This is a genomic window from Saccharopolyspora sp. NPDC045839 (genome assembly GCF_056431645.1).
In genome coordinates this window covers 77,318-96,131 of the sequence record NZ_JBWKKH010000002.1, presented here as the reverse complement: position 1 = coordinate 96,131, position 18,814 = coordinate 77,318, and the positions used below count along the sequence as shown (strand labels likewise).

Below are 18,814 nucleotides of genomic sequence, written 5' to 3'. Positions count from 1 at the left end.
GTAGAGAATTTGTCGTGGGAGACGACTGCCCAAACCCCGGTGGGATCGACGAAGAGGGGAGAGCGAGAACCCCTCCCGCCCTCGCCGGGGCCGGCGCGCCGGCCACACCCCCATCGGATGCCGAGCCCGCGGGGAGGGGCATCGCAGGGCTGCTGCGGCCCCACCTCCGGAGCTTCGCCGCCGTGGTGGTCCTGCAGATCATCGGCGCCGTCGCGGGCCTGGCGCCGCTGCTGGCGGTCGTCGAGCTGGGGCGCACCTTGCTGTCGCCCGGCCCCGTCGATCACGGCCACGTCCGGACCGTCGTGATCGCGGGCGCGGCCGGCTTGTTCGTCCGGCTGCTGTTCACGGCAGCGTCGTCCGGGATCGGGCACGTCCTCGACGACCGGGTGCAGCTGTCGTTCCGCCGGAAACTGGCCGCACGGCTGGGAAACGTGCCGATCGGCTGGTTCTCCCGGCGCCGGACCGGCGAGCTGGCGAAGGTCGTCGGAGACGACGTGAGCGCCGTGCACCCGTTCATCGCCCACACCCCTGGCGAGCTCATCGCCGCATTCGTGGTCCCGCTGGTGTCGCTGATCTACCTGCTCACCATCGACTGGCGGCTCACGCTGATCACGCTGGTGCCGGTCGCGCTGGCGGTGGCGCTGGTCCCGCTGATGATGGCCCCGGCCCGGCAGCGCGAGCAGGCGGAGTTCGACGCCGCCATGGGGCGGATCTCCAACTCGGTCGTCGAATTCGTGCAGGGGATCTCGGTGGTCAAGGCGTTCGGCGGAGCCGGGCGCGCGCACCGCGAATTCCTCGCGGCCGCAGACGATTTCACCGGCATCTTCTACCGGATGGTGCGCGGCCTCGCCGGAATCGCGGCGGGGATGCAGCTGGTGCTGTCGCCGCCGTTCGTGCTCGTGGTCGTGCTGATCGGCGGTGCGGCCCTGATCGCGAACGGCGGCCTGGCCCCGGCCGACCTGCTGCCCTTCCTGCTGCTCGGGCTGGGCCTGACCGCCCCGGTGGCGGCCCTCGGCCACGGCTTCGACGAGATGCAGGCCGCCCGGCGCGCGGTCGGCCGGATCCGGGACGTGCTCGACGTGCAGCCGATACCGGAGCCCACGCACCCGGTCGCGCCGCAGGGACATCGGGTGGAACTGCGCGACGTCCGATTCGGCTACGACTCCGGCCACGAGGTGCTCCGCGGCATCGACCTGGTGCTCGAACCGGGGACGGTCACCGCGATCGTCGGGCCGTCGGGAAGCGGCAAGTCCACGCTGGTCCGGCTCCTGCCGCGGTTCTTCGACCCGACCGGCGGATCGGTGGCCCTGGGCGGTGTCGACCTGCGCGAGGTCGGCAGCCGCGAGCTCTACCGGATGGTTTCCTTCGTGTTCCAGGACGTTCGCCTGCTCCGCGCGTCGGTCGCGGACAACATCGCGCTGGCGGTACCGCAGGCAGGCCTCGATGACATCGTGCGCGCATCCCGGCTTGCGAACATCCACGATCGGATCCTCGAGCTGCCGCGCGGCTACGAAACGGTGATCGGCGAAGAGGCCGAGCTCTCGGGCGGGGAGGCTCAGCGGCTCTCGATCGCACGCGCGCTGCTCGCCGGCACACCGGTTCTGGTGCTCGACGAGGCGACCGCCTTCGCCGACCCGCAGACCGAGCAGGCCGTGCGCCGGGCCCTGGCGACGCTGGAGGGCGACCGGACGATCCTGCTCATCGCCCACCGCCTGGAAACCGTCGCCGACGCCGACACCGTCGTGGTGCTGGAGAACGGGTCGATCGCCGAGCGCGGCAAGCCCGCCGATCTGCTGGCGCAGAACGGGAAGTTCGCCGCGCTCTGGCGATCCCACCGGCCGGCGGCCGAAGCCCGTGCACCGCAAGGAGATGAGGCCCGATGATCCGGATGCTGCTTCGCGTGCTGGGACACGAGTACGCCCCGCCGATGCGTCGCACCCTGGCCCTGATGACGACGACCGCGATCGTCGAGGGCTTGTCCTACGCATTGCTGGTTCCAGTGCTGCGGGCGCTGTTCGGGAACGCTCCCGGCGATGCCTGGCCCTGGCTGATCGCGTTCGGCGCCGCGGTCGCGGTCTACGCGGTGCTGCGCTACCGCAGCGACCTGTCCGGTTTCCGCGTCGGGGCCGGGCTGTTGCGGGGCATGTACCACCGGCTCGGCGATCACCTGGCCCGCTTGCCCATCGGCTGGTACAGCGCTCGCCGCGTCGGGGAGGTGTCCGCCCTGGCCGGCAACGGCGTCCTGCAGGCGATGAGCGTGATCGCGCACCTGCTCGCACCGTTCATCTCGGCCTGCGCGACTCCCCTGACGATCGTCGTCGTGATGCTCGCCCTCGACTGGCGGCTGGGGCTGGCCGCGCTGGTGGCCGCGCCGGTCGTGGCGGCGATCCAGATCTGGACGGGGCGCTCGACGTCCGCCGCCGATGCGGAGCGCGCCGAACGCGACCGGGAGGCCACCGGGCGGGTCATCGAGTACCTCCAGGCCCAGCCGGTGCTGCGAGCCGGTGGCCGGAGCACCGAACGCTTCCGGTTGCTCGACGACTCGCTGCGCGAACTGCAGCGCGCGTCCCGCCGCACCACGCTGTCGGTGCTGCCCGGCGCGGTGGGGCTGGCGGTCGTCGTACAAGGCATGTTCACCGTGTTGCTGGCGCTGGCCGCATACCTCGCGCTCGGCGGAAGCATCGGTGCGGCAGAGGTTTTGACGATCCTGGTGCTGGCCGCCCGCTGCGCGGATCCGCTGCTGTCGCTGTCGGACATCGGTGGCAAGGTGCGCGGCGCGCGTGCCGAGCTGGCGAGGCTCGACGCGCTCCTGCGCACCGAGCCGCTGCCGGAGCCCGCCGAACCGGTCCGGCCGGAGCGCCACGACCTGGAGTTCGAGTCCGTCTCCTTCCGGCACGGCGCCCGCACCGTGATCGACGACCTGTCGTTGTCGGTACCTGCGGGGCAGCGGCTAGCCGTTGTCGGGCCGTCGGGTGCGGGTAAGAGCACATTGCTGCAGCTGCTCGCGCGGTTCTACGACGTCGACGCGGGCGCGGTGCGCGTGGGTGGTGTCGATGTGCGCGCGATCGACACCGAGGTCCTGATGGCGCAGATCGCCATCGTCTTCCAGGACGTCTACCTCTTCGACGGCACCATCGAGGAGAACGTGCGCCTCGGCCGTCCCGACGCCGACGACGCCGCGGTGCGGGCGGCGGCGACCGCGGCGCGGCTGGACGACGTGATCGAGCGGTTGCCCGGCGGATGGGCGACGAACGTCGGCGAGGGCGGCGCGCTGCTGTCGGGTGGTGAGCGCCAGCGCGTCTCGATCGCGCGAGCGCTGCTGAAGGACGCGCCCATCGTGCTGCTGGACGAGGTGACCTCCGCGCTGGACCCGGTGAACGAGGCCGCCGTCCACGAAGGCGTCGAGCGCCTGATGGCGGGCCGGACGGTGGTGATGGTGGCGCACCGGATGAGGACCGTCCAGCGCGCCGATCGCGTCGTCTTCCTCGACGGCGGCCGGATCGTGGAGGAAGGCGGCCACGACGAACTGCTGCGCCGCGGCGGCCGCTACGCCGGCTACTGGCAGATCTCCACGGCAGCGGCGAGCACGCGCTGATAGCGAGCGACCGGCTCGACCTCGGGGAGGTCGAGCCGGTCCTCGATGCCGTCGCGGATCAGAACGGGTACTGCTGGATCTTGCCCTGGATGGTGACCCACTGGGTTTCCGTGAACGACTCCAGGTTGGCCTCCGCGCCGCCGACGCGACCGCCGTTGCCGGAGGCGCCCACGCCGCCGAACGGGATGTGCGCGTGGTCCCCGACAGTCTGGTCGTTGACGTGCACCAGGCCGCTGGGGATCTGCTTGGCGACCTCCCACGCCGCCATGGCGTCGCCGCCGAGCACGCTCAGCGACAGGCCGTACTCGGTGTCGCGCGCGATCTCGACGGCTTCCTCGACCGTGCGATAGCGCAGCACGGGCGCGACCGGGCCGAAGATCTCGTCGCAGAACGCCGGGGTGTCGCGGCGAACGTGGTCGAGCACCGTCGGCCGGTAGAACAGTCCGTCGTACTCGCCGCCGGCGGCCAGCGTCGCACCCGCCGCGACGCTCTCGGTGACCAGCCGGTGGATGTTGTCGCGCTGCCGCTCGTCGATGATCGGCCCCAGCGCCACCTCGGCGGTGTTCGGGTCGCCGACCGGCAGGTTGCGGGCCTTCTCGGCGAGCGCGGCCACGTATTCGTCCGCAATGGACTCGTGCACCAGGTGCCTGCCCGCGGCCATGCAGATCTGCCCCTGGTGCAGGAACGATCCCCAGGCGCCCGCCGACGCGGCGGCGGCGACGTCGGCGTCCGGCAGCACGATCAGCGCGTTGTTGCCGCCGAGCTCCAGGTGCGCGCGCTTCAAGTGGGTCGCGGCGGATTCGGCGACCTTGCGGCCGGCGGCGGTCGAGCCGGTGAACGCGATGACGCGGGTGTGCTTGTTGGCCACCAGCGCCGCCCCGGCGTCGGCGCCGCCCGGCAGCATCTGGAACACGCCTTCCGGGACACCGGCGGCCTCGAAGATCGCGGCCAGCACCACGCCGCCGCACACCGCGGTCCGGGTGTCGGGCTTGAGCACCACCGCGTTGCCCAGCGCCAGCGCCGGGGCGACGGCGCGGATCGACAGAATCAGCGGGAAGTTGAACGGCGCGATGACGCCGACGACCCCGGCGGCCACCCGGCGGCTGAGGCTCAGCCGGCCGTCCGCCGACGGCAGCAGCGAACCGGCCGGGTGGGACGGCAGCGCGGCCGCTTCGAAGCACTCGTTGGCCGCGCTGTGCGCCTCCAGCTCCGCCTTCGGCGGGATCGAACCGGCCTCGCGGATGATCCAGCGGCGGATCTCCTCGACGTGCTCCTCGAACAGCCGCCCGGCGCGCCGCATGATCGCGGCGCGCTCCTCGAACGGCGTGCTCTCCCACTCCCGCTGGGCGGCGGCCGCCTTGGCGCACGCCTCGTCGATGTCACCGGGCGTGGCGGCGCCGACGTGTCCCAGCACCTGCCCGGTCGCCGGCTCGACGACCTCCGTCGGGGTGCCGCTCGCCGTGCTCCAGCTGCCGGTGAAAACGCGCTTCGCCCAGCGTTCGACATCCAGAATCGTCATGTACAACGGCCTTTCTCAAGCGAATCGAACTTGTGGTCCTGGTCAGCTCGCGGCTGCCCGCTCCGGTTCCGGGGTGCGGAACTTCTTCCCGGCCACCAGCGCCACGGCGACCGCGCCGATGACACCGGGGACCGCGACGGCGATGAAGTTCTGCTGGAACGGCAGTTCCAGCGCCAGGAGTGCGCCGCCGAGCGTGGGGCCGCCGATCGCGCCGATGCGGCCGATCCCGGCGGCCCAGCCGACGCCGGTGGAGCGCACCGCGGCCGGGTAGTACTCCACGGCGAACGCGTGGATGATCGCCAGCACGCCGACCGTCGCCGCCCCGGCGACGAACAGCAGCACGTTGAGCAGCACCGAGTTCGGGTTGAACGACAGGCCGATCAGCGAGGCGGACGCCAGCACGAAGTACGCCACCAGCGTGTTGCGGTAGTTCCAGCGGTCCGCGATCCAGCCGCCCGCGATGGCGCCCACCATGCCGCCCAGGTTGAGCACCACCAGGTTCCACAGCGCCGAGCCCAGCGGGTAGCCGGCGGTCTGCATCAGCTTCGGCAGCCACGTGTTGAGCCCATAGCTCAGCAGCATGCACATCGCGAAGAAGACCCAGATCAGCACGTTGTTGATCGCGTTGCCGCCGGCGAACAGCTGCCGCAGCCGGGCCTTGCCCGCCGCGGCGCTCCGTTCGACGACCACGTCGTCGAGCTCCGCGGCCGGGTCGATCTTGCGCAGCACGACCAGCAGCCGCTCCCGGTCGCCCCGGGTGGCCAGGAAGTCCGGTGATTCCGGGAGGTGGCGCAGCAGGAACGGCACCATCAGCAGCGGGATCGCCGCCACGTAGAACACGCCGCGCCAGGTCCACAGCGGCTCGATGTAGATGGCGAACACCGCGGCGGCGATCCCGCCCACCGAGTAGAACGACGAAACCAACGTCACGAACAGGGCTTTCGCCCGCCGCGGCGCGATTTCACCGGCCAGCGCGTTGAAGTTGGGCACCAGCGCGCCCAGCGACACGCCGACGACGAACCGCAGCACGCCCAGCTGCACCGGCCCGGTGGCCAGCGCGCAGCTGAACGACGCGATGCTGGCGATGGTCACGCAGGTGATCATCAGCGGTCGCCTGCCGTACCGGTCGGCCAGCGGCGCCACGAACAGGCCGCCGACCAGCATGCCGACCAGCGCGACGGAGCCGAGCGTCCCGGCGGTCACCGGGTCCATGTGCCACTCGTCCATCAGGTGCGTGATCACGGTGCCGTAGGACACCATGTCGTACCCGTCCACGATCATCAGCAGCGAGCACATGATCAGGACCTTGAAGTGGAAGCCGTTGAGCCGGGCACCGCCGACGACGGCCCCAACAGTGTGCTGGGACAAAGGTTTTCCTTAGGGTTCCGCTGCCGTAGGGGAACGGCCGGTCAGGGTTCGGTGAGTTCGGTCTCGGCCTCGATCACGGCCGGTTTTCCGGAGCGCAGCGCGGCGGCCAGGGCGTCGGCGAACTCCTCGCGGGTGCGCACCGAGGTCGCCGCGACGCCGTAGCCGCCCGCGATCTGCACGAAGTCGATGCCGGGCACGTCCATGCCGGGCGTCTCCCCCGCGTCGAGCACCTTCGAGAACCAGCGCAGCGCGCCGTAGGTGCCGTTCTTCAGGATCACGATGATCACCGGGATCTCGTACTGCGCGGCCGTCCACAGCGCGGTGATGCCGTAGTTCGCCGAGCCGTCGCCGATGAGCCCGATCACCTGGCGGTCGTCGTGGGCCAGCTGCGCACCGACGGCGGCGGGCAGCCCGAAGCCGAGCCCTCCGGAGGCCGGGAAGAAGTAGCTGCCCTGCCGCGAAAGGTCCATCTGGGCCCAGAAATCGGCCGCCGTCGCGGTGGATTCCTTGACGTAGACGGCATCCGCCGGCGCGTTCTCCCGCAGCACCGCGAACAGCTCCGCCGGGTGCAGCCGGTCGCCGCCCGAGGGTGCGGGAGGGTGCGCCGGCAGCGGCGGCAGCTCCGGGCGGCGCCCGGCGGTGACGGCGTCGGCCAGCCTGGACAGCGCGTCCTTGACGTCGCCGACCAGTGCCTGCCCCATCGGCGCCCGCGCGGCCTCGCCCGGGTCGCCGGTCAGCTGGATCAGCCGGGCGCCGGCCGGGAGGTACTCGCCGGGCACGAACTGGTGATAGCGGAACACCGGCGCGCCGACGACGAGGATCAGGTCGTGGCCCGCCAACGCGTTGGTGACGCCCTGGACCGCGGCGGGCAGCACGCCGCGGAAGCTGCGGTGCCGGGTGGGGAACGGGCAGCGCGATGCCGAGGGCGCGATCCACACCGGTGCGCCCAGCCGGTCCGCGAGCCGCACGGCGTCGTCGTTGGCGTACTGCGCGTCGACCTCCGGCCCCAGCACCAGCACCGGGCTCTCGGCCGCGTCGAGCGCACCGGCCAGGTCGGCGAGCTGCGCGGCGCTGAGCGAACCGGCGGTGCCGGTGGTGCGCTCCAGCAGGTGCCGGGCCTCCGGCGGCGCCTCCTGGCTCCAGTCGTCGTAGGGCACCGACACGTACACCGGGCCCTTCGCCGGCAGGTTCGCGATGTGGATCGCGTGGCTGATCGAGCGCGGCACGTCCTGCGCGCACGCCGGTTCGCAGCTCCACTTCACCAGCGGCTTCGGCAGCGTCGCGGCGTCGACGTTGGCCAGCATGACCTCCTGGCCGATGGTCGAGCGCACCTGCTGCCCGGCGGTGATGATCAGCGGGCTGTGCGAGTACACCGAGTTCGTCAGCGGGCCCAGCGCGTTCCCGGTGCCGGCCGCCGCGTGCAGGTTGACCAGCGCCGAACCGCCGCGGGCCAGCGCGTACCCGTCTGCCATCGCCAGCACGGCGCCCTCGTGCAGGCCGAGCACGTACCGGAAGTCCGCCGGCATGCCGGCCAGGAACGGCAGCTCGTTGGATCCGGGGTTGCCGAAGATCGTGGTCAGATCTTGCGATCGCAGCAGGTCGTAGGTCGCCTGGCGCACGTCGGGCATCGTTGCTCGCTTCCGGCTCGGTGGGCCTTTCGGTGATGCCCGCCACCCTAGGCAAGCAGTGGTCATAGTCCTAATGAATGCTGTTGATCCCGGCATAGACAGGACTTATTCTCACTGCGTGGTCGACGTGGACCTGAACCTGATGCGCACCTTCGTGCTGCTCTACGAGACCCGCAGCGTGACGAAGACCGCCGAGGCCTTGTTCATCACGCAGCCGTCGGTGAGCCACGCGCTGCGCCGGCTGCGGCGCCAGTTCGCCGACGAGCTGTTCGCCCGCTCTCCCGACGGCCTCGCGCCGACCGAGATCGCGGAGCGGATGTACCCGCGCCTGCGGCAGGCGCTGGAGGTGATCGACGAGACGGTGTCCGGGGCGGGCCGGTTCGACCCGGCCACCTCGGTGCGCACCTTCCGGATCTGCGCGACCGACCTGGGCGAAATCAGCCTGCTGCCGCCGATCCTGGCCCGGCTCGAGGAACAGGCGCCGCGCTGCGCCGTCGAGGTCACGCCGCTGGACATGGCCGCCGCGCCGCAGCAGCTCCGCCAGGGGCGCACCGACGCCGTCATCTGCACGCCGCGCATCGACGCGCCCGACCTGCGCCGCGACGGGTTGTTCCAGGAGCGCTACGTCGGGCTGATCGCCCGCGATCACCCGCGCATCGGCGAGCGCCCCACCCTGGACGAGTACCTGCGGGAACGGCACATCGTGGTGGATCCGGCCGCCGGGCACGTCGACGCGGACCAGGAGCTGACCCGGCTCGGGCACCGCCGCGAGGTCGCGGCGCGGGTGCCGCACTTCGCGGTGCTGCCCGAGCTGCTCGCCCGCACCCGCTACCTCTCGGCGGTGCCCAGCGGTGTCGCTGGCCTGTTCACCCGCTCGTCGTGGGTGCGGACCTTCGAGCTGCCGTTCGAGATCCCCACGGTCGAGGTCGCGCTCTACACGTACCGGCGGGCCATTCCCGCGCCGGGCACGGACTGGCTGCGCGATCTCGTCCGCGACACCCTGCGCCGCGAACCGTCCACATCGGACGCCGAGGGGCCGGCGACGCAGGGCTGAGGTCAGCCCGCCAGCAGGCCGGGGCCGAAGGTCAGCTCGGCGCTGTGCCGGAGGCCGCCGGTCGCGGTGTCACCGAGGTAGAACCGCGTCGACATGGTGCGCTCGTCGAGGTCGAACACCGTGCGCCAGAGCGTCCGGACCGGGTAGTGCCCGGCGTTGGTGGCGTCGAAACCGATCTCGTCGAGGGTCGCGCGCAGCAGCTCCCCGGACATCACCGAGCCGCCGGTGCGGTCGACCAGCGTCCGGTACCGCCCGTAGGTCCGCAGCGTTTCCTCGTTGTCCGGCGGCAGTTCTCCCGCCTGATGCTTGTGCACCAGGTGGTTGGTGAGGCACAGGGCGTCGCCGTCGATGTCGATGATGTGCTCGAGGCCGGCGTCGCCGCGTTCCCAGATGAACGCGTTGCCCGCCGCGTCCGCGATCAGGTAGTGCAGCGGCACACCCAGGTCGTAGTGCTTGGCACCGAGCAGCGCCTGCTTCGCCTCGGCCGCCGTGGCGCAGGTGTCCAGCACGAACCTGGGCAGCTGCGCCGAGGAGATCCCGACCTGCGGGCCCGCCTCGACCGGCGGCGTGGTGTTCTCCGCGTCGGCGATCAGCAGGGCCACCGCGAGCCCGTGCTCGTTGATGCCCTCCATGCAGCCGTCGAGCTCGTTCATGGTGAGCACCGTCGTGGTCGGACCGGCGTCCGGGATGCTGTTGAGCACGTAGGGCCGGGATGCCATCGGCGGCCGCGGCGCGGCCGGTTCGGGCCCGCCGAGCGCCGCGAAGATCTCCTCGGCACTGGTGGTGAAGAAGTCGTAGTTGCGCCCGAAGAGCCCGTGCCCCTCGGCGGTTCCCCATGCTCGCGGACTTGAACAGCGAGGTCGTCGACGACATCGACGGCCTCTTCGAGCACGCGCTGACCCGCAACCTCGACGGCCTGCAGGCCCGGCTGGAGCGCGGCACCGCCTCGGCGCGCCGGCCCTAGCGAATCGGGCGGGCCACGGATTCCACAGTGGACGACGAACCTGCGTTGATCGTGCCGCTACCCTGCCCGCATGGGTTCTTCCAGTGAGCACGCTCCGCTGCCCATCCCGGCCGAGACCACGGACCTGCGCAGCGGGCCGCCGCTGCACGGCGCGTGCGCGCCGCTGCGGGATCTGGTCGGCGTGTGGCGCGGGGCCGGCGAAGTCGACTACCCGAGCATCGAGGGGCCGTACCGGTTCGGGCAGCAGGTCACGATCGCCCACGACGGGCGGCCGTTCCTGCGCCACGAGGCGCGAGCCTGGCTGCTCGACGCCGAGGGCAACGTCCTGCGGCCGGCGGCGTGGGAAACCGGCTGGTGGCGGCCGCAACCCGACGGGAACCTGGAGCTGCTGATCAGCCACTGCACCGGAATCCTGGAACTGTTCTACGGCACGGCGAGCCCGCAGCGCTGGGAACTCGCCACCGACACCGTCGTCCGCGCCGCGACCGCGAAGGACGTCGAGGCCGCGGAGCGCAGTTACGCGCTCGACGCCGACGGCGCGCTCCACTACGCCGAGAGCCGCGCCATGGTCGGCCTGCCGATGACACCTCACGTCACCGCCCGGCTGCAGCGCCTCTGACCGCGCCGAGAAGAACAGCTATGCTGAATACATGACGCATGACGATCCTGCCGCCGACGACACCGCCGGGATCGCCGCGGCGGCCACCGAGGTCCGGATGGGCGTGATGCGCCTGGCGCGGCGGCTGCGCGCCGAGCGCGAGTCCGGCGAGCTGACCCTGGGGCGCCTGGCGGTGCTGGGCCGCCTGGAGCGCGACGGTCCGGCGACCGCCAGCGCACTGGCCGCCGCCGAGCGGGTCACCCCGCAGTCCATGGCCCGGATCGTGCAGCACCTGATCGATGCCGGGCTGGCCGAGCGCGACACGGACCCGGCCGATCGGCGGGCCGCCATCGTCCGGGTCACCGAGGCCGGCCGCAGCCAGGTCCTGCGCGACCGGGGCCGGCGCGAGGCGTGGCTGGCCCAGGCCATGACCGGCCTCACCGATGTCGAGCGGGAGCTGCTGGTGCTCTCCGCCAGGCTGCTCGACCGCCTCGCCGACTCCTGACCCAGCTCCGAGCCGAGATGACCGATGCCACGAACCACACCCGAACCATCCGCTCAAAAAGACAGCAAAGCTGAAGATTTGCCGCAGTCGGCGAAACCCGAGCCGGAGTTACCGGGCAGGTTCATCACCCCGATCGCCTTCGGCACGATCCTGCAGCCGCTGAACTCGTCGATGATCGCGGTCGCCCTGGTCGGCATCCGCTCCCACTTCGATGCGGGCACCTCGGTGACGTGGCTGGTCTCCGCGCTCTACCTGGCCACCGCCGTCGCCGCCCCGGCGATGGGCCGCATCGCCGACGTGCTCGGCCCGCGCCGCACCAGCCTCGCCGGGCTCGTCCTGGTCGGCATCACCTCGGTGGCGGCCCCGTTCGCGCCGAACATCGCGGCGCTGGTGGTCTGCCGCGTCCTGATCGGCATCGGTACGGCCGCCCAGTACCCGTGCGGCGTCGCGATGATCCGCCGCGCCGCCGACCAGCTGCGTTCCCGCCCGGGCAACGCGCTGGCCGCGCTGGCCATCTGCTCGCAGGTCACCGCCGCGCTCGGTCCCTCCCTCGGCGGGCTGCTCGTCGGCGGCTTCGGCTGGGCCGGGGTGTTCTGGATCAACGTGCCGCTGGCGCTGATCGGCGGCGCGGTGATCATGCGGTGGGGCCCGGCGGATCCGCCCGTGCGGGGCGGCGGCCGGATGAAGGCCCTTGCTCAGGTCGACCCGGTCGGCATGCTGCTGTTCGCGGTCTCGATCACGGCGCTGATGTTCTGGTTGCTGTCGCTGACCGCGACGCCGGAGTGGTGGTGGCTGGGCGTCGCGGTCCCGGCCGCCGCGCTGACGATCTGGTGGGGCCTGCGCGCCCGCGATCCGTTCCTGGACATGCGCCTGCTGGCGCGGCGCGGGCTGTCGTTCACCTACGGCCGGACGATCGTGACCTACACGGCGTTCTACTGCGTGTTCTACGGCCTGCCGCAGTGGCTGGAGGAAACCCGGGGGCTGGGCCCGGTCGGCGCCGGGCTGGTGGTGCTGCCGATCGCTGCCGTCGGCGCCGTGTCGACACTGCTGGCGACCCGGCTGCAGCGCCGCCGCGGGCCGCGCGCGGCCCTGATCGCCGGAACCGCTGCGCTGTGCGTCGGCGGGCTGCTGCTGACCGTGCCGGACGCCGACTCGCCGATCCCGCTGCTGCTGGTGATCTCCGCGATGCTGGGGCTGCCCAACGGGTTCAACAACATGGGCAACCAGAGCGCGATGTACGCGTCCACCCCGGCGGAGCGGATGGGCGCGGCGTCCGGGCTCTACCGCACCTCGCAGTACGTCGGTGCGAACCTCGCCGCCGCGCTCCTGGCGCTGGTGCTCGGCGTGCACGCGGATGACGCCGGGCTGCACCGGATGGGCCTGGCGGTCGCGATCCTCGCGGGCTTCCTGCTCGTCGCCTCGCTGCTCGGGCTGCTCCGCCGCCGGCGCGCCTGACGAAAAGGCGGAGGCCCCGCACCCGGTGGGGTGCGGGGCCTCCGCGCAGCTCAGGGGCCGGCCCGGAATCCGGTACCGGCCGGATCACCCGAACTCAGACGATGCGAACGTCGCTGGCCTGCGGGCCCTTCGGGCCCTGGGTGACCTCGTAGGTGACCTTCTGGTCCTCGTCGAGGCTGCGGAAACCGCGCGCGTCGATCGCCGAGTAGTGGACGAAGACGTCCGCACCGCCGTCGTCAGGCGCGATGAAGCCGAAGCCCTTTTCCGAGTTGAACCACTTCACGGTTCCCTGTGCCATGTCTCTCTCCTTCTGGGAGCCGGTACTACTACAAGCGGTCACACTTCGTAACCGCCTGGGTCGCTGATCTCGAACGGCGACTTCTCCAGCTACAACCAGATAGCAGCACGCTCGCATCACTATCCTGCGAGTGTGCGCGAACACGACCCCAGAAAAATACGACCGCCGTAGACACTACACGGTCTGCGGGGTTCGTGTCGGGTTGGTTTTCCCGGGCGTGTCGCCGTCGCCCGCATGATCAGTTCGCGGGCCCCGACCAGAAGAGTCCGTCCAGGTCAGGAGCCTTCTCGATGGCGCCGTACTTGACCGCGTAGGTGGCGTACTCCGCGGCGCTGGCGCGGTCGAGCCCCTGCGGGTAGGTGGGCAGGTTCGCCGTCGAGACGATCTCCGGGTTGAACCTCAGGTTGGTCACCACCGCCTCGCGCGCCTCGTCCGGGTGCTCGGTGGCGAACCGGTTCGCCTCGTCCATGGCGTCCGAGAACGCCTGGACCACCTGCGGGTTCTGCTTCGCGAACGCGCCGCTGGTGAGGTAGTAGCCCAGCGTCGCCTCCGGGCGGGCCTCGACGAAGTTCGAGATCAGCGGGGTGAACCCGGCGGCGAGGGCGGCCTGCACGTTCGGCTCGACCTGCCAGATCGCGTCCACGTCGCCGCGCTTGAGCGCGTCGTTCATGTCCGAGAACGGCATCGGCGTGAACCGGATGCCGGAGACGTCCACGCCGCGCTTCTCCAGCGCCATCTTGATGCTCACCTCGCCGATGTTGTGCAGCGAGTTGACCGCGATGTTGGCGTGCGCCAGGTCGCCGACGGTGCGGATCGGGCCGCCCGGCTTGACCAGCACCTGGGAGACGTCCTTGGCCGGGTCCGCGCCGGAGCCGCAGCAGTTGTGCACCAGCTTGATGTCCAGCCCCTGCTCGGCGGCCTGGAAGTCGCTGATCACGTTGGCGTAGCCGATCTGGTTCTCCTGCTTCACCGTCGCCGGGATCAGCGCGGCCCCGCTGTCGGCGACGTGCACCGTCACGTCGAGCCCGTGCTTGGCGAAGATGCCTTCGCTGACGCCGAGGTACAGCGGCGCGGCGTCGATGGTCGGGATGATGCCGACCCGCAGCGCGGTGCGCCCGTCGGCGGTCTTGGTGAGCTCCGGCCCGCCGCAGGCGGCCAGCGCCACCACCGCGAACAACGCGACCAGCGCCGCGAAGACCCTGGGGATTCCCCGCATTTTCTCCTCCAACCTAATGCGCGGACGCGGGCTCGGTGTTGACCATTGCCCTGATCCGGCTGAACACGTGTGCCCGCAGGCGGGCGAATTCCGGCAGTTCCTTGGTGCCGATCTGGTCCCGCTGCGCGGGCAGGTCGATCGGCACGATCTCGTCGATCCGGCTGGGCGAGCGGCTCAGGATCGCCACCCGGTCGCTGAGGTAGACCGCCTCGTCCACGTCGTGGGTGACGAACACCAGCGCCAGGTCCGTCTCGTCGCGCACCCGCAGCAGGAGGTCTTCCAGGTCGGCGCGGGTCTGCGCGTCGACCGAGGCGAACGGCTCGTCCATGATCAGCACCTGCGGCCGGTACGCGATCGCGCGGGCGATCGCCACCCGCTGCTGCATGCCGCCGGAGAGCTGCCACGGGTACTTCGAGCCCGCCGCGGAAAGGCCGACCTGCGCGAGCGCGGTGTCGACGCGCTCGCGCCGCTCGGCGGCGGACAGCCCGAGGTTGCGCAGCGGCAGTTCGACGTTGCGCCGCACGGTGAACCACGCCATCAGCGAGCGGGCGTAGTCCTGGAACACCACCGCGAACTCCGGTGGCGGGCCCACGACCTCCCTGCCGTTGAACCGCACGGTGCCCTCCGTGGGCTTGGCCAGCCCGGTGAGGCAGCGCAGCACGGTCGTCTTGCCCGCGCCGGACGGGCCGACGATGGTGAAGAACTCCCGCTCGCCGACCGTGAAGGTGACGTCGTCGACGACCCGCGCGGTTCCGGTGCGGGTGGGGAATTCCTTGGCGATGTTGGTTACTTCGAGCATGTCTTCCTCACCGGTGTCCGAAGTGGAGCGCGCCTCATCGAGCCCGCTCCGCGCGTTTCTCCCAGGGCAGGAGCAGTTTCTCGGCCACGCCGAACAGCCAGGTCAGGGCGAAGCCGAGGACGCCGAGCAGCAGCACCCCGGACCACATGTCGGTGATGCGGAAGGTGTTCTGCGCGTCGACGATGACGAACCCGATGCCCTGGTGGCTGCCGACCATCTCGCTGGTGACCGTCAGGATCAGGCTCAGCGGGATGGCGACCCGGATGCCGCTGGCGATGCGCGGCGCGGCCGCGGGCAGCACGATGTTCAGCTGCCGGCGCACGCCGGTGATGCCGTAGACGCTGGCGGTGTCGCGCAGCGTCGGCTCCAGCGAACGCGTGCCGTCCAGCGCGTTGAGCAGCACCGGCCACACGCAGCCCAGCGCGATCAGGAACACCTTCATCTCGGTGCCCAGCCCGAACAGCATCATCGCGAACGGCAGCAGCGCGGTGGCCGGGATGGCGCGGACGAATTCGATGCTCGGCGACAGCGCCCGGTGCAGCAGCGGGACCTGGCCGAGCGCCACGCCGACCACGATGCCCACGACGACGCCGATGACCAGACCGGACAGCAGGTTGCCGATGCTGGAAGCGATGTCGGCGCGGCCCTCGGCGGACAGCCAGTGCTCCTGGGCGGTTTCCAGGATCCGGCTCAGGGGTGGGAAGTAGACGCTGGCGGAGTTCTCGGTGGCCAGCCACCAGATCGCCACGGTGGCGACGGCGCCGACCACGCCGAGCAGTGCGGACAGGACTCGTCGGTTCATCGCGGGCCCCGATTCGCCGCGTCCCAGTGCAGCACCCGCCGCTCCCCCGCGGCCAGCGCGATGTTGATCAGCCAGCCGAGCAGGCCGGTGACGATGATGTACGCGTACATCAGGTCCGGCGAGCCGCCGGCGCGGTTGAGGCTGATCTGCGCGCCCAGGCCCGGCACGCCGATGATGATCTCGGCCGTGACGACCAGGATCAGCGAGGTCGCCGAGGCGACCCGGATGCCGGTCATCAGGTACGGCAGCGCCGAGGGCAGCGCCACCCAGCGCAGGGTCTGCGCCCTGGTCAGCCCGTAGCAGCGGGCGGTTTCCGCGGTGACCTGGTCGACCGCCCCCGCGCCCGCCGTCGTGGCCACCAGCAGTTGCCAGAACGCCGCGAACGTGGCCAGGAACAGCTCGCTCTGCTTGCCGGTGCCCAGCGCGAGCACGACCAGCGGGATCAGCGCCACCGACGGGACCGGGCGGAGGAACTCCACGACCGGCCTGGTCAGGGCCCGCACCCACCACACCGTGCCCAGCACCAGCCCGAGCGGGACCGCCAGCACGGCCGCCAGCACCAGCGCCACGAACCAGCCCTGCAGCGTCTGGCCGAGCTGGAGCCACAGCTGCGCCCCGGCCAGTTCCGGCAGCAGCGCCGCGACGATCTGGCTGACCGGCGGGAAGTAGTCCGCCGGGAGCACGCCGGTGCGGGTGAGGACCTCCTCCAGCACCAGCAGGACCACGACGGTGCCCGCCGCCGGCTGCCAGCCCGGCCGGGTGGGCCGGGCGGTGTGCACGGCGGTCATGACGTGCTCCCGCGCTGTTCCGCGGAATGCAGGCTGCGGGCGAACTCGGCGACCCGGATCTGCCGCACCCTGGTGAGGTGATCGGCCATGATCTGGCGGGCCCGGGCCGGGTCGCGGTCGCGCAGTGCGGCGACCAGTTCGTGGTGCTGCTGCTGGCCCTTGGAGATCTCCGCCAGGTCCTGGACCTTCATCAGCGGGTTGTAGATCTTCTGCACGTCCATCAGCTGGTTGATCATCCGGATCAGCGTCCGGTTGCGGCTGCCGGCGCGCAGCGCCTCGTGCCAGCGCACGTTCGCGGCGAGGATCGCCTCGCCGGTGGCGGCCTGCGTCGCGGTGTCGCCGGCGTCGATCGCGGCCCGCAGCGTCGCGATGAGCTCGTCGAGCTGCTCGGTGAGCTGTTCGAGGTGGGCGAGCCGGAAGTCGTCGCAGTCGGTGGCGGCCTTCTCCACGGCGGCGCACTCCAGCAGGATGCGCACGTCGAAGACCTCGATGATCTCCTCCGGGCTCAGCTCGTCCACGACGTAGCCGCGCTTCTGCTTGGTGATCAGGCCTTCCTGGGCCAGTCGCGCCAGCGCCTCCCGGACCGGCGTGCGGGACACGCCGAAGCGGGCCGCCAGCGCGGTTTCCAGCAGCACGGTGCCCGGCTTGAGCTGCTGCTCCAGGATCAGCCTGCGGAGGTTCGCGTACTGCTCGGCGGCCGCGTCGGCGGTGCTCACGTCGCCGCACCTCCGAGCAGTTCCGCCGCGCGGCGCGCGAGCACGTTGCGGTCGATCTTGTTGGTCGAGGACAGCGGCAGCTCGTCGACGATCCAGACCCGGCGCGGGTGCGCGTACGGTTCGGCGTTGTCCAGCACGTGCTTCCGCAGCTCGTCGGGGCCGGCCTGGGTGGACGGGCGGAGGCTGACGAACGCGACCGGCTTGTGGCCCTTGATCTCGTCGGGCACCCCGATCACCGCGGCCTGGCGGACGGCCGGGTGCGATTCGAGGATCTCCTCCACCGCCGCCGGGTAGACGTTCTCGCCGCCGCTGGTGAACATGTCGTCCTCGCGGCCGGTGAAGAAGTAGAACCCGTTCTCGTCGACGCGGAAGACGTCCTTGGTGTGGTAGAAGCCGTCCGCGGTCACCGGGCTGGGCAGGTCGGGCCGCCGGTGGTAGCCGGTCATCAGCGCCGGGCAGCGGATCTCCAGCACGCCCTCGCCGGCGGCGGTCGCGCCGGTGGAATCCACCAGCCGCAGCTCGACGTTGGGGTCGGCCACGCCGACCGAGCCGTCGGGAGTGGGCAGGCCGCCCGGGTGATCGGTGAACGCCACCGGCCCGGATTCCGTCGTCCCGTAGCCGAAGTGCAGGTCGGCGCGCGGGAACAGGGCGCGGACGTCGTGGAACAGCGCCTGCGATGCGGGCGCGGAGCCCATGAACACGTCGATGACGCTGCCGGTGTCCACGGTGGCCACGAGGTCGTCCTCGCGGAGCAGCAGCGCGAACATCGGCGGAACGCCGGTCACCCGGGTCACCCGGTGCTCCCCCACCGCCTGGAGGAACTGCCGCGCGGAGAACTCGGGCAGCAGCACCACGGTCGCGCCGACGCCGAACGCCTGCTGGCAGTTGGCCAGGGCGTTCATGTGGTACAGCGGCGCGGCCACCAGGTAGCGGGCGTCGGCGGGGCCGGGCGTGCTCGCCCGCAGGCCCAGCACCCACAGGTGGCTGTGCTGGGACAGCACGACGCCCTTCGGGCGGCCGGTGGAACCCGAGGTGTAGAGGATCATCGCCGGGTCTTCGGGATCGGGCACGACCGAGGCGAACTTCCCGTCGCTGCGGGGCGTCCGCTCGATCAGACTGTCGAGCTCCCACGCCCGGACGCCGCTGCCCGCGACGAGCTCGGCGCCGCGCGCGTCGGCGAAAACCGCCTTCGCACCGGCGTTCTCCAGCACGTACGCGACGCCGTCGCTGGGCAGCTTGTAGCTGACCGGCACCGGCACGAACCCGGCGCGCTGCAGGGCGTAGAACGCCACCAGCCACTCCGGGGTGTTCTCGCCGATGATGCCCACCGCGTCGCCGCGGCTCGGGCCCTGGCCCGAGGTCCAGGCGGCGACCGCGTCGACCGCCGCGTCGAACTCGCGGTAGGTCAGCCGGCGGGCGCCGGATCCGGTCACGGCGATGATGGCCGGCGCGTCCGGCCGGTCCGCGGTGACGACGTCGCCCTGGTTGCGGTAGTCGAAGTAGCTCATG

Annotated in this window: 17 protein-coding genes and 1 pseudogene; 7 read left to right on the top strand and 11 right to left on the bottom strand. The window is 71.5% G+C overall.

The window, feature by feature from the left end:
* Positions 1–182 precede the first annotated feature (182 nt).
* Together AC07EQ_RS03315 and AC07EQ_RS03310 are read left to right on the top strand one after the other, a co-directional pair.
* On the top strand, positions 183–1,883 hold the full coding sequence (locus AC07EQ_RS03315) for an ABC transporter ATP-binding protein (protein WP_478386319.1): 1,701 nt from the start codon (positions 183–185) through the stop codon (positions 1,881–1,883).
* The gene (locus AC07EQ_RS03310) at positions 1,880–3,595 is read left to right on the top strand and encodes an ABC transporter ATP-binding protein (RefSeq protein WP_478386318.1); all 1,716 of its coding nucleotides are present in this window, start codon (positions 1,880–1,882) and stop codon (positions 3,593–3,595) included. Before AC07EQ_RS03315 ends, AC07EQ_RS03310 begins: the two co-directional genes overlap by 4 nt.
* Positions 3,596–3,653: 58 nt before the next feature.
* Here AC07EQ_RS03310 and AC07EQ_RS03305 read toward each other — a convergent pair whose 3' ends face one another.
* Genes AC07EQ_RS03305 through mdlC form a run of 3 tightly spaced genes read right to left on the bottom strand, consistent with a single transcriptional unit; the run spans position 3,654 to position 8,110 of the window.
* Positions 3,654–5,114 carry an aldehyde dehydrogenase family protein gene (locus AC07EQ_RS03305; RefSeq protein ID WP_478386317.1) on the bottom strand — a complete coding sequence of 487 codons (1,461 nt, stop codon included), beginning with the start codon at positions 5,112–5,114 and terminating at the stop codon, positions 3,654–3,656.
* Positions 5,115–5,156: 42 nt separating this feature from the next.
* Positions 5,157–6,482: an MFS transporter gene (locus tag AC07EQ_RS03300; protein ID WP_478386316.1), complete on the bottom strand. Its 1,326-nt coding sequence runs from the start codon at positions 6,480–6,482 to the stop codon at positions 5,157–5,159.
* Positions 6,483–6,523: 41 nt separating this feature from the next.
* Positions 6,524–8,110, bottom strand: coding sequence for a benzoylformate decarboxylase (mdlC, locus tag AC07EQ_RS03295; protein ID WP_478386315.1), 1,587 nt, complete (start codon positions 8,108–8,110; stop codon positions 6,524–6,526).
* 118 nt (positions 8,111–8,228) lie between these two features.
* Between mdlC and AC07EQ_RS03290 the strand changes: the two genes are divergently transcribed.
* Positions 8,229–9,164, top strand: coding sequence for a LysR family transcriptional regulator (locus AC07EQ_RS03290; RefSeq protein WP_478386314.1), 936 nt, complete (start codon positions 8,229–8,231; stop codon positions 9,162–9,164).
* 2 nt (positions 9,165–9,166) lie between these two features.
* Here AC07EQ_RS03290 and AC07EQ_RS03285 read toward each other — a convergent pair.
* A pseudogene (locus AC07EQ_RS03285) lies at positions 9,167–9,973 on the bottom strand (carcinine hydrolase/isopenicillin-N N-acyltransferase family protein); the annotation flags it as partial.
* 26 nt (positions 9,974–9,999) lie between these two features.
* On the opposite strand from AC07EQ_RS03285, the gene AC07EQ_RS03280 reads away from it, so the two are divergent.
* The 4 genes from AC07EQ_RS03280 (at position 10,000) to AC07EQ_RS03265 (ending at position 12,686) form a co-directional block, all read left to right on the top strand.
* Positions 10,000–10,128 carry a hypothetical protein gene (locus tag AC07EQ_RS03280; RefSeq protein ID WP_478386756.1) on the top strand — a complete coding sequence of 43 codons (129 nt, stop codon included), beginning with the start codon at positions 10,000–10,002 and terminating at the stop codon, positions 10,126–10,128.
* Positions 10,129–10,198: 70 nt separating this feature from the next.
* Positions 10,199–10,747: a heme-binding beta-barrel domain-containing protein gene (locus tag AC07EQ_RS03275; protein WP_478386313.1), complete on the top strand. Its 549-nt coding sequence runs from the start codon at positions 10,199–10,201 to the stop codon at positions 10,745–10,747.
* Between the two features lie 31 nt (positions 10,748–10,778).
* On the top strand, positions 10,779–11,231 hold the full coding sequence (locus AC07EQ_RS03270) for a MarR family winged helix-turn-helix transcriptional regulator (RefSeq protein WP_478386312.1): 453 nt from the start codon (positions 10,779–10,781) through the stop codon (positions 11,229–11,231).
* A gap of 78 nt (positions 11,232–11,309) precedes the next feature.
* Positions 11,310–12,686, top strand: a complete 1,377-nt coding sequence (locus tag AC07EQ_RS03265; protein WP_478386311.1) for an MFS transporter — start codon at positions 11,310–11,312, stop codon at positions 12,684–12,686.
* Positions 12,687–12,780: 94 nt separating this feature from the next.
* Here AC07EQ_RS03265 and AC07EQ_RS03260 read toward each other — a convergent pair whose 3' ends face one another.
* The 7 genes from AC07EQ_RS03260 to AC07EQ_RS03230 all read right to left on the bottom strand — a co-directional run bounded on the left by AC07EQ_RS03260 (position 12,781) and on the right by AC07EQ_RS03230 (position 18,813).
* On the bottom strand, positions 12,781–12,984 hold the full coding sequence (locus AC07EQ_RS03260; protein WP_010692713.1) for a cold-shock protein: 204 nt from the start codon (positions 12,982–12,984) through the stop codon (positions 12,781–12,783).
* 238 nt (positions 12,985–13,222) lie between these two features.
* On the bottom strand, positions 13,223–14,200 hold the full coding sequence (locus AC07EQ_RS03255) for an ABC transporter substrate-binding protein (RefSeq protein WP_478386310.1): 978 nt from the start codon (positions 14,198–14,200) through the stop codon (positions 13,223–13,225).
* Positions 14,201–14,213: 13 nt separating this feature from the next.
* Positions 14,214–14,999, bottom strand: coding sequence for an ABC transporter ATP-binding protein (locus tag AC07EQ_RS03250; protein ID WP_452617219.1), 786 nt, complete (start codon positions 14,997–14,999; stop codon positions 14,214–14,216).
* A 34-nt stretch (positions 15,000–15,033) separates the two neighbouring features.
* Positions 15,034–15,801 (bottom strand): ABC transporter permease, encoded by a 768-nt coding sequence (locus AC07EQ_RS03245; RefSeq protein ID WP_132493568.1) that lies wholly within the window; start codon positions 15,799–15,801, stop codon positions 15,034–15,036.
* Complete coding sequence (locus tag AC07EQ_RS03240; protein ID WP_478386309.1) at positions 15,798–16,589, bottom strand: ABC transporter permease; 792 nt, start codon at positions 16,587–16,589, stop codon at positions 15,798–15,800. Before AC07EQ_RS03240 ends, AC07EQ_RS03245 begins: the two co-directional genes overlap by 4 nt.
* Positions 16,586–17,305, bottom strand: a complete 720-nt coding sequence (locus tag AC07EQ_RS03235) for a GntR family transcriptional regulator (protein WP_478386308.1) — start codon at positions 17,303–17,305, stop codon at positions 16,586–16,588. Before AC07EQ_RS03235 ends, AC07EQ_RS03240 begins: the two co-directional genes overlap by 4 nt.
* Positions 17,302–18,813 carry a class I adenylate-forming enzyme family protein gene (locus AC07EQ_RS03230; RefSeq protein ID WP_478386307.1) on the bottom strand — a complete coding sequence of 504 codons (1,512 nt, stop codon included), beginning with the start codon at positions 18,811–18,813 and terminating at the stop codon, positions 17,302–17,304. The genes AC07EQ_RS03235 and AC07EQ_RS03230 overlap by 4 nt, the downstream gene beginning before the upstream one ends.
* Between the last annotated feature and the right edge of the window lies 1 nt (position 18,814).

What these genes read in the sequence shown, in the direction of transcription:
- AC07EQ_RS03310 (WP_478386318.1), top strand. Translation starts at nt 1,880, where the DNA reads ATGATCCGGATGCTGCTTCGCGTGCTGGGACACGAGTACGCCCCGCCG.
- AC07EQ_RS03305 (WP_478386317.1), bottom strand. Translation starts at nt 5,114, where the DNA reads ATGACGATTCTGGATGTCGAACGCTGGGCGAAGCGCGTTTTCACCGGC.
- mdlC (WP_478386315.1), bottom strand. Translation starts at nt 8,110, where the DNA reads ATGCCCGACGTGCGCCAGGCGACCTACGACCTGCTGCGATCGCAAGAT.
- AC07EQ_RS03280 (WP_478386756.1), top strand. Translation starts at nt 10,000, where the DNA reads ATGCTCGCGGACTTGAACAGCGAGGTCGTCGACGACATCGACGGCCTC.
- AC07EQ_RS03275 (WP_478386313.1), top strand. Translation starts at nt 10,199, where the DNA reads ATGGGTTCTTCCAGTGAGCACGCTCCGCTGCCCATCCCGGCCGAGACC.
- AC07EQ_RS03270 (WP_478386312.1), top strand. Translation starts at nt 10,779, where the DNA reads ATGACGCATGACGATCCTGCCGCCGACGACACCGCCGGGATCGCCGCG.
- AC07EQ_RS03260 (WP_010692713.1), bottom strand. Translation starts at nt 12,984, where the DNA reads ATGGCACAGGGAACCGTGAAGTGGTTCAACTCGGAAAAGGGCTTCGGC.
- AC07EQ_RS03255 (WP_478386310.1), bottom strand. Translation starts at nt 14,200, where the DNA reads ATGCGGGGAATCCCCAGGGTCTTCGCGGCGCTGGTCGCGTTGTTCGCG.
- AC07EQ_RS03250 (WP_452617219.1), bottom strand. Translation starts at nt 14,999, where the DNA reads ATGCTCGAAGTAACCAACATCGCCAAGGAATTCCCCACCCGCACCGGA.
- AC07EQ_RS03245 (WP_132493568.1), bottom strand. Translation starts at nt 15,801, where the DNA reads ATGAACCGACGAGTCCTGTCCGCACTGCTCGGCGTGGTCGGCGCCGTC.
- AC07EQ_RS03240 (WP_478386309.1), bottom strand. Translation starts at nt 16,589, where the DNA reads ATGACCGCCGTGCACACCGCCCGGCCCACCCGGCCGGGCTGGCAGCCG.
- AC07EQ_RS03230 (WP_478386307.1), bottom strand. Translation starts at nt 18,813, where the DNA reads ATGAGCTACTTCGACTACCGCAACCAGGGCGACGTCGTCACCGCGGAC.